Here is a 9,352-nt window from a genome sequence, read left to right on the forward strand (position 1 = left end):
AGTTGATGGTTACTAATAGGTCGAGGGTTTAACCAAAAGATAGGAAAAAATTTATGATATAATATTTATATAATCGGAAGCACCGTCAAATCCGCAAGCGAATTTGAGGTGTACTTTCTCACTAAAGCTCAAACAAAGTTTTCGCTAAGTGAGAAAAGCATTTGGTAGGCAGTTTTGAAGGCACATATTTTTCTTAGTGAGTACGAGTGTAGCGAAGTACGAACTTAGAAAAATAGCGCACTTGAACTTACAGAGTAAGTTCATAGTATTTCCTTTACAAATGATTGGTACATTGGTATAATAAGCGTATGCGCGAGTGGCTCAGTTGGTGGAGTACGACCTTGCCAAGGTCGGGGTCGCGGGTTCGAGTCCCGTCTCGCGCTCTTTTTTATTTTAGCAGAAGCTTGTATAATCAAGGCTTCTGCTTTTTCTATTATATATGTGTTGTGAAGACACTTGAAGACACTATATCAAAGCGCTTCTTTTAATAGGTTATAGGTTTCTTCTTTTGTTAGTGAATTATGAATATACCCCATAGTTGTAAGTAAGGAAGAATGCCCAAGTTGTTCTCTAATGCACTCTAAAGGGACATTTTTTGAGGCTAAGGTACTGGCATAAGTTCTACGCATTTTATGTGTTGATTTAACTTTCAATCCATTGTCATTAGCATATTTTTCAAGAACATAGCTAATCTGTCTTGAGGTAATCCTATTACAATTTCTAGTGAAAATATAATCAGATTCACTACTAATCAATGCCAAAAGTTTTTGTACTTTAGGTACAATAAATACAAAGCGGTCTGTATGTGTTTTTGTATGTTCGACTACGCTGTATATACCTGTTTCCTGATCTCTTACTTCTTCCCTGACAACATGCAATTCATTATCTGAAATATCTTCCCATTTTAAGGCTACAAGTTCACCTACGCGTAAACCAAGATAAAGATTAACTTTAACAGCAAGATAAGATAAATCTTCAGTTTCTTGATATTTGATATCAAGGAATTGTTCCAAAGCCATTTTTTCTTCTGTATTAAAAGTAAGTTCATTGGCAGGTTTTCGAGAAATTTGCTTAAATTTAACAAGTATTTTTACATTTTCCAGAGGATTATAATCTATATACTTATTTCTATAAGCGTAATTAAATACACCTTTTATAATGGTGTTTACATTAACCCATTCTTTGCGACTTAACTGATATTCTTTTACAATTCGATTAAATTCTTTCTCCAAAATCATTTCACCTAAATCCTTTATTGGAAGATAATTTATATTGGATGTTTTTAGATACTTTAAATATCTTTGTTTATATCTGGTGATTGTATTAGCACTTGAGGTTAAGGGCTTTTTGTACTCTAACCATTCGTTAAAAACACAATCAAATGTTATTTTATTGTAATCAGTTTGTTTTGCATACAACGGAAGTAGTTTTTTGAGCAAATCCTCCTTGTTTTTTGCCCGAATAATCTGCCTTTTACCATTCTCCTTATAGTAGGTTTGCCAACGACCTTTTGAGTCTTTTGGTGGAGTAATAGCAAAGGGATGTATTTTTTCTATATATTCTATTTTCTTAGACATAACTTTTTTTAATACATTGTCTATGTCAAGTATATTCAATTCAATAGCTTCTTGCAATAATAAATCTGAATTATCCGAGAATATAAGACACCCACCCCCTTTGATATATAAAATAATAATCTAATCAAAAGGTAGTACAGTTTCTTCAAAATCAGATATTTTCATGAAACCATCTTTATCATCACTATGAGCTCTGGCTTTTAAAGAATTATAATCTACATACTCAGATGTAGGCATTGAGTATGTCATATATACACCATTTTCAATATAATGATATACGATAGTATTTATACGTCTTAAAAGCTGTTTCACTTTATCAATAGACCTATTGCTGTCATCAACCATGCTTTTATATACCATTTCAGGCGGATATATAGAAGATATATAACATTTAGTCCATAAACAAAATGTATTCTTATACCTACAATGTATTTGACTTCTGGAATATTTATCTAATATTATGAGAAGTTGAGAATAAAGCATATTACCCTTAAACTCATCTAAAAATAATATTGGTGGTGCCCCACAGTCTATATACTTATCAAAGCCACCATTATCAAAATCAGTTGCCATATATACATTTTCATCTCCGTATTCTTTGCAAAGCTGCACATAAGTATAAGTTTTTCCTGTACCTGAATTACCGACATGCCATTCTACATACATATCTTCCTTAATAAGCGGAGTTTCAGTTATACGCTTATCTATAAAGGCAGAGCGTATATGGTTTTCATATTTTCTAAATGCAAATCGTTCATTTAATATTTGATTAGGTGTATAGCCTGTTTGTAGAAGTAATTCGATTTCTTCTACATCAGAACGATTTCCTTGATTATCCTTTATATTCTCCAGTCCTTTACTGAATAATACTATTTCTCCACTTTCATCGTATGGAGGTTGCTTTTCGATATATCTTCTAAGATTTTCTTTTTTACCCATTTGCGGCTCAACATGTGAATCAAACATTATCTTAGCAACATTTGACAGTGTAGTAGTATTGCCATAAAGTGCAACATGTGCGTGGTATAAACCTTCTGAACTTTTACATATTGCAACACCCGCATTTCTGCCTTTTCCACTGTTTTCCCATGTATAAACAAGAAAATCTGCAAGTTTTTCAGGATTTTCATACTCTTCCTTAGTAAGCCCAGTTTTTTTCATATTTGCTATTTGTACTGTTACAAACCAAGAACGACTTTTTGTGTTGATTGAAAATGAACCTATATAAATCACCTCTTTTCACAATCTAAAAAAGAAGTTACAGTCTTGCTGTAACTTCAAAATACCCTAAATATAAGGGTTTTATCATTATTTTTACAGTTACATAAGTTGCTGGTAATACTGGCAGCAACTTTATATTATTTAATAAACCTACGGCTTATAACTTGTGCGTTGAGTATGCTTGCTTAGGCTACGCCACGCAGCATACTCAACACCCAAGTCTTAAATTATGCTAAATTAAATACAATTCCTTTTGTATAGAATAATTTAACTTCTTCATATATTCATTATTAAGATGAGGATATTTTATTTCTAGTAATCCTTTACCATCTATATAACATATGCCTTCCCCTACAGTATACGTGGTATTAGGTAAATCTTCTCCTGAATAGAGCATAGATTTTGCTTCTTTGCTTAAGTTACCAAGACTGATAGTGGTTTGAAAGTTATCCCTTGCCCCGTTTGCAAGAAATATACTGTCAGGTCTTTGCATTACAAGCCAAATACCAAAGCCGTAAGAACGCCCAAGCATAAGTAATTCAGCTATCATCTGCTTATAAATATCAGCCTGTTTCTTATCTCTTAATGTTTCCGACATTATAAATGCAGGATATTCATCAAAGATTAAAATATTCATAGTTTTGCTATATTCGAAATCACTTGCTTGTATAGTTTTAAACTGTTCATAGAACTGCTTCAGTCCATGGGTACAGTCAAGATATGTGAAATACTTGTCATAGCCTTTAAGTATTTTAAAATCACAAGAGTTTTTAAAGTTACAAAAGGTTATTTCAGCTTTTTCTTTTAATAATGAATGAATTAATATCTTTAGAGCATAAGATTTTCCTGAACCACTTGCTCCTGTTAAAAGCACATGTGGATGTGATTTTAAATCCGCAGTGATTTTATGCTGAATATTATATTTATTAAATAGTTTTAAATTAATGCCGAAAAACATTACTTTTACCCCCATAAGCGGGATATTAAATATCCCGCTCTTCTTTTACATTATGACGACGATAATCGCTCCAGCATTGTCGAAGGATACATCGAAGTTTATGGACAGTTCAAACTTTTCAAAAAAATAATTGTGCAATACTAGTGCAACTAATGCGGCAGTATAATCATTGTCGATAAGACCAGCCGATCTAAATATCACTTTGCGCTGCCCTGAAGAGGCTATAATCTCTTGATCAAAAAAAGTTGGGGATTTGAAAAAATCCGACAATATTTGCGTAAGGTAGAGAATCTGGTACTTTGGGACATTTGCAATATTTTGATAGTTCCCAAGTGGCTTTTCACATTCGGTGACGACCATCTTGTAAATCTTACCTGACAATTTTAGAATTTTTAAAAAAATTTTTTTAAAATTCGCAGTAAAAATCCTCCCAAAGTCATGCAAATCCTTGGCCTGTAAAAGGGCAAGAATCAAGCAACAATATACAAAAAAAACCAAACTAAAAAAAATTAACATATCTCAATTATCTCCTCTTCTTCAGCCTCTACTGTTACGATATCTTCAGCCCTAAAAGCTAGGGCTAAACGTCCGTTATGTACGTAGTATTGAACACAGGGTGCTTTAAAAGCCACGCGAAAATGTACTTTTAACGCCAGTTCTTCCATAGTAACTATAGGTTTCACATTTGGAACTTTGATCGAGATTAATTCCAGCGAATTAAGCTCCAGAACATTGTATGTAATCCCTAAAATTTTTTCCGTTTTCACGCCATTTTTATATTCGAAAAACGGTCGAAAATTTTTTAACATAAATTTTGTGTCATGAAAAAAATCTTGCAACGGAATTTTTCCCGTTATTAAAAAATCGATTCTCATCATTTTTCAACCTTTCTTGCATATGCGTTTTAATGAATTCAAGCTTGTGAGGGTATGATAGCACATCAAAAAAAAAATTAAAGGTACTAATATTGGTATGTCACATACAAGAAATAAAGCTTTTACTACATTATGAGGTACATATTTCTACAAAACGTATGGCTTTTACTACAAGAGAACTACAAAAATTTTTTATTAGGCTTGTTGTAGAAGACTACCTATAAGAAATAAAACTTTTACTACCTTGTAAAAGGCATACTTCTACAAGGTAAATATATAATTGTTTTTTAATACTTCCTATCTTTAGAGGTATATTCTAAGTGATTAAAATAAGTACATGCCATAGAATAATGCTCCTTTAATAAATCTATGTAACGCTTTAAAAGATCTTTGTTATGCTCATATTTGTTGTAATTGTTATAGGAAATAGAACTTAATAATGTACATATACTTGAAACAGGATCTGTAGAATTAATTTTAGGTTCTTCACCAAGTATCTTAGAATAAATATCTGATAAATTATAACACGTATTTATTTTATTGTTTAAAACACTATAATCACATCCGATTTCAGAGTATTCAAGCTTTTTAAACAGTTTAATTAAATATTTTCTGATTGTATCAAAGTCGGTATCACCCTTTTCCTTATCTCTTAGCTTACGCTCTATAAACTCATCTTTTATAATAGGTGATTCGTATAGATGAGGAATGTTGCAATACTTATGTGGTTTTATGTCTTTGTCTTGGGGATATTGATTATTACGAATATCCTCTAAAACTTCTGAATTTAAACCAATAAAAGTGTGAAAAGATATTTTTTCCGATGTACTTTGTGTATAATGTTTAAAATTGACTACTGTAGAATATCTAATACTTTTTTCATAATATGCTTGTCTCCATATATTCCATATAAATAAAAAATTCACCTGTAAAATATTTTCTTTTTTTAACATTTTTGCTCTCCTCTGATATATAAATAAATCATTTAACACTAAGTTAGTATTAAATGCTATTTTGATAAATGAAGTTTATCATAGTAAATATAAAAATTGAAGACACCTTGAAGACAATGTATTTCCTCCTTTATTTTATGCGGGTTTGCAAGGTGTCTTAGGGTTCGAGTCCCGTCTCGCGCTCTTTTTTATTTTAAGTCTTGTTTTTACAAGGCTTTTTGTTTTTTATAAAGAACTTTCAAAAACGGACTTGAAAATAATTTTAAAATATAATATAAAATAAACGCTTGTCTATAATAAGTTTTTGATTTTTTATGTTGACATTCTAAAAATAAATGATATACTAAAACAGTAATGATTCTTATTTTTAGAAAGGGATATACATGAAGGATCTAAAATACAGTAGACAAAGGGAGGCTATCTTAGACAACTTGAAGTCCAGAGTCGATCATCCTACAGCTGATATGCTCTTTCAGTCACTACGCAAAGATGATCCTAAGATTAGCTTAGGTACCGTTTATAGGAATCTCGGTTTGCTCACTGAGATCGGTAAGATAAAAAAAATATCTGATATAAACGGAATTGAGAGATATGATTACAATACCACAGATCATTATCACTTTGCTTGCAAGGCTTGCTCAAAGCTTATTGATTTACCGGCTGATACAATAGTCGGTTTAGATAATATGTTCAAGCATGATGATATCAGAATCGTGGAGAGTCATTCGCTCATCTTATATGGATATTGTAAGGAATGTTATCAAAAAATGCTCTATATTGATTCAAAAAAGGCAGTATAGTTTTTGAATTAAGATAATATTTCATACAAATATAGTTACCATTTGATATTAAATTAGTTTAGGAGGAAATTTTTATGTCAAAGTACGCAGGAACAAAAACAGAGAAAAACTTAATGGAAGCATTCGCAGGCGAGTCACAGGCGAGAAACAAATATACATATTACGCTTCAGTAGCTAAGAAGGCAGGTTATGAGCAGATGGCAGCTCTTTACCTTGAGACAGCAGATCAGGAGAAGGAGCATGCAAAGATGTGGTTTAAGGAGTTCCACGGTATCGGAACACCTGAGGAGAACCTTGTAGATGCAGCTGCAGGAGAGAACTTCGAGTGGACAGATATGTATGCTCGTATGGCAAGAGAAGCAAGAGAAGAAGGCTTCGAGGCGCTTGCAAAGAAGTTTGAGCTTGTAGCTAAGGTAGAGGCAAGCCATGAGAAGAGATATCTTCAGCTTCTTGAGCATTTAAAGAACAACGGTACATTCAAGGGAGATGCTCCTCTTGGTTGGAAGTGCCGTAACTGTGGATATATCCACGAGGGTGCAGAGGCTCCTACAGTATGTCCGTGTTGTGCTCATCCACAGGCATATTTCGAGAGAATGACTGTAAACTATTAAAATAAACTGTAAATAGTATAAAATCTTATATAATTTAGGCTCCTCAAGCAATTGAGGGGCCTTTAATATTTAACAGAACTATAGTCAAATGCAGTAAAGGTGTGTTATAATACTATCTATTGTTTTATGATACATAGGCGGCATGAAAACTTGTCGCGGTTAAAACGAAAAAAATATTTGGAGGTCAATATGGCAGAAGAGACAATGAAGGACTTTGAAAAGGAGCTTGAAGAGTCATATAAAAATATGGACACAAAAGAGGATCCACAGGCAAATAAGTGGGAAGTTTTTGAGCAGATGTTAGCTGATAAGACAGTTTCAAAGGTTAAGATCACAGAAGTGGTTAAGGGTGGATGTATCGCTTTTTTAGAGGAAGTAAGAGGATTTATCCCTGCAAGCCAGCTGTCAAGTCAGTATGTTGAAAACCTTGACGATTACCTCGGTAAGAGTCTTGAGGTTGTAGTTATTACAGCGGAGCCGGCTAAGAAAAAGCTCGTTCTAAGCCACAGAGCTCTTGAAAAGGAAGAAGCAAAGAAAGAAAGACAGGCTAAGCTTGACAGCGTTAAGGTTGGCGACGTACTTGAAGGTAAAGTAGATTCAATCAAGGATTACGGTGCATTCATCGACCTTGGTGACGGTATCTCAGGTCTGTTACATGTATCACAGATTTCAAACCAGAGAGTAAAGAATCCTGCAGCAGTTCTTAAAGAGGGTGAGAGCATAAAGGTAAAAGTAACAGGAATCAAAGACGGAAAGATTTCACTTTCAAAGAAGGCACTTGAGGAGAATGTAGAGCAAAAGGATCCTTCAAGAGGATTTAAGTATGTAGAAAAAGGTGTTGCATCTACATCATTGGCAGGACTTTTAAAGGACATTAAGTTAGACTAAGGAGGTTTTAAATGGCAGAAAGTAAAGCAAAAGCTCTGCAAAAAGAACTTTCATATGAATATCCGCATATAGCCAAGGTGACTCCTGAGCATATAGAAAAGGCTGAAGAGTTTGCAAAGGGCTATAAGAATTTCTTGAATAAGTCAAAGACTGAAAGAGAAGTAGTAAAAGAGGTTACAAGTTTACTTGAGGCAAACGGATATACAGTCTTTGATCCGAAAAAGAGCTATAAGCCGGGAGATAAGATTTATAAGGTAAACAGAAAAAAGGCGATACTCGCTTCTACAATAGGTACCGAGCCTATTACTGAAGGCATAAGAATCAACGGGGCACATATAGACTCGCCGAGACTTGACTTAAGACCGAATCCGCTCTATGAAAAGAGTGAGATATCTTACTTTAAGACACATTATTATGGCGGAGTAAAGAAGTATCAGTGGGCAACCATACCTCTTTCAATGCATGGAGTTATCTTCAAAAAAGACGGAAGTTTTGTAGAGATAAACATAGGTGAAGATGAAGAAGATCCTGTATTCTATATAAGTGATTTACTTCCTCATCTGTCAAAGAAGCAGGATAAGAGAACTCTTGATGAAGGAATCAAGGGAGAAGAACTAAATATTTTCTTAGGTACATTGCCTTTTGATGACAGTGATGATGTCAAGGAGAGTGTAAAGTTAAAGACTCTTGAAATCTTAAATAAGATGTTAGGCATTACAGAGAGAGATTTTGCAAGAGCCGAGATAGAGTTTGTACCTGCATTAAAGGCAAGAGATGTAGGGTTTGACCGCTCACTTGTAGCCGGATACGGTCATGACGACAGAGTTTGTGCATATCCTGCTATAATTGCCGAGATTGAAGCAAAAGCACCTAAGCACACTACACTTACAATTCTTACAGATAAAGAAGAGATAGGTTCAGAAGGTAATACAGGTTTGGATTCTCACTATGTATATGATTGTATAGAGTATCTTTCACAGTGCTTCGGCGCGGATGTGAAGGAAGTATGTGAAAAGTCCGCTTGTCTTTCATCAGATGTAAATGCAGCATTCGATCCTACATTCCCTGATGTTTACGAGCCTAACAACTCATCATATCTTAATAAGGGATGTGTGCTTACAAAGTATACGGGAGCAAGAGGAAAGAGCAGTTCATCAGACGCAAGTGCCGAGTTTATGAATAAGGTCATCTCTATTATGGATGAGAATAAAGTGCATTGGCAGATAGGTGAACTTGGAGCGGTAGATGTCGGCGGCGGCGGAACTATCGCAAAGTTTGTAGCAATGATGAATATAGATGTAGTGGACCTCGGTGTACCTGTTATATCTATGCATTCACCGTATGAAGTAATATCCAAACTGGATTTATACAATACATATCTTGCTTTTAAGGCATTTTATTTATAATTGAAAGGTTTTATTTTATGAGATTAAAGAAGTTAGCTTTGATGAGTATGGTAGTCTTGGCTA

The 9,352-nt window shown here is 33.9% G+C and carries 10 protein-coding genes and 1 tRNA gene; 5 read left to right on the forward strand and 6 right to left on the reverse strand.

The window, feature by feature from the left end; genetic code table 11:
• The first annotated feature begins 310 nt into the window (after nucleotides 1-310).
• A tRNA-Gly gene (locus ACO6FI_RS12095) sits at nucleotides 311-383 on the forward strand.
• Nucleotides 384-470: 87 nt separating this feature from the next.
• On the opposite strand, the gene ACO6FI_RS12100 is transcribed toward ACO6FI_RS12095, so the two are convergent.
• The 6 genes from ACO6FI_RS12100 to ACO6FI_RS12125 all read right to left on the reverse strand — a co-directional run bounded on the left by ACO6FI_RS12100 (nucleotide 471) and on the right by ACO6FI_RS12125 (nucleotide 5,584).
• On the reverse strand, nucleotides 471-1,616 hold the full coding sequence (locus tag ACO6FI_RS12100; protein ID WP_485457556.1) for a tyrosine-type recombinase/integrase: 1,146 nt from the start codon (nucleotides 1,614-1,616) through the stop codon (nucleotides 471-473).
• 81 nt (nucleotides 1,617-1,697) lie between these two features.
• The gene (locus ACO6FI_RS12105; RefSeq protein WP_485457557.1) at nucleotides 1,698-2,810 is read right to left on the reverse strand and encodes a hypothetical protein; all 1,113 of its coding nucleotides are present in this window, start codon (nucleotides 2,808-2,810) and stop codon (nucleotides 1,698-1,700) included.
• A gap of 220 nt (nucleotides 2,811-3,030) precedes the next feature.
• Nucleotides 3,031-3,756 carry an FtsK/SpoIIIE domain-containing protein gene (locus ACO6FI_RS12110; protein WP_485457558.1) on the reverse strand — a complete coding sequence of 242 codons (726 nt, stop codon included), beginning with the start codon at nucleotides 3,754-3,756 and terminating at the stop codon, nucleotides 3,031-3,033.
• 45 nt (nucleotides 3,757-3,801) lie between these two features.
• Nucleotides 3,802-4,272 carry a hypothetical protein gene (locus tag ACO6FI_RS12115; protein ID WP_314505827.1) on the reverse strand — a complete coding sequence of 157 codons (471 nt, stop codon included), beginning with the start codon at nucleotides 4,270-4,272 and terminating at the stop codon, nucleotides 3,802-3,804.
• Nucleotides 4,266-4,634 (reverse strand): hypothetical protein, encoded by a 369-nt coding sequence (locus tag ACO6FI_RS12120; RefSeq protein ID WP_485457559.1) that lies wholly within the window; start codon nucleotides 4,632-4,634, stop codon nucleotides 4,266-4,268. Before ACO6FI_RS12120 ends, ACO6FI_RS12115 begins: the two co-directional genes overlap by 7 nt.
• 284 nt (nucleotides 4,635-4,918) lie before the next feature.
• Entirely contained in the window at nucleotides 4,919-5,584 is a 666-nt protein-coding gene (locus tag ACO6FI_RS12125) for a hypothetical protein (RefSeq protein WP_485457560.1), read from the reverse strand.
• A gap of 383 nt (nucleotides 5,585-5,967) precedes the next feature.
• Between ACO6FI_RS12125 and ACO6FI_RS12130 the strand changes: the two genes are divergently transcribed.
• The 4 genes from ACO6FI_RS12130 (at nucleotide 5,968) to ACO6FI_RS12145 (ending at nucleotide 9,289) form a co-directional block, all read left to right on the forward strand.
• On the forward strand, nucleotides 5,968-6,384 hold the full coding sequence (locus tag ACO6FI_RS12130; RefSeq protein ID WP_485457561.1) for a Fur family transcriptional regulator: 417 nt from the start codon (nucleotides 5,968-5,970) through the stop codon (nucleotides 6,382-6,384).
• A 74-nt stretch (nucleotides 6,385-6,458) separates the two neighbouring features.
• Nucleotides 6,459-6,995, forward strand: coding sequence for a rubrerythrin (gene rbr / locus ACO6FI_RS12135; protein ID WP_485457562.1), 537 nt, complete (start codon nucleotides 6,459-6,461; stop codon nucleotides 6,993-6,995).
• A gap of 189 nt (nucleotides 6,996-7,184) precedes the next feature.
• On the forward strand, nucleotides 7,185-7,883 hold the full coding sequence (locus ACO6FI_RS12140; RefSeq protein WP_009446972.1) for a S1 RNA-binding domain-containing protein: 699 nt from the start codon (nucleotides 7,185-7,187) through the stop codon (nucleotides 7,881-7,883).
• Nucleotides 7,884-7,894: 11 nt separating this feature from the next.
• Nucleotides 7,895-9,289: an aminopeptidase gene (locus tag ACO6FI_RS12145; protein WP_485457563.1), complete on the forward strand. Its 1,395-nt coding sequence runs from the start codon at nucleotides 7,895-7,897 to the stop codon at nucleotides 9,287-9,289.
• Nucleotides 9,290-9,352 lie beyond the last annotated feature (63 nt).

The organism is Lachnoanaerobaculum sp., assembly GCF_057250505.1.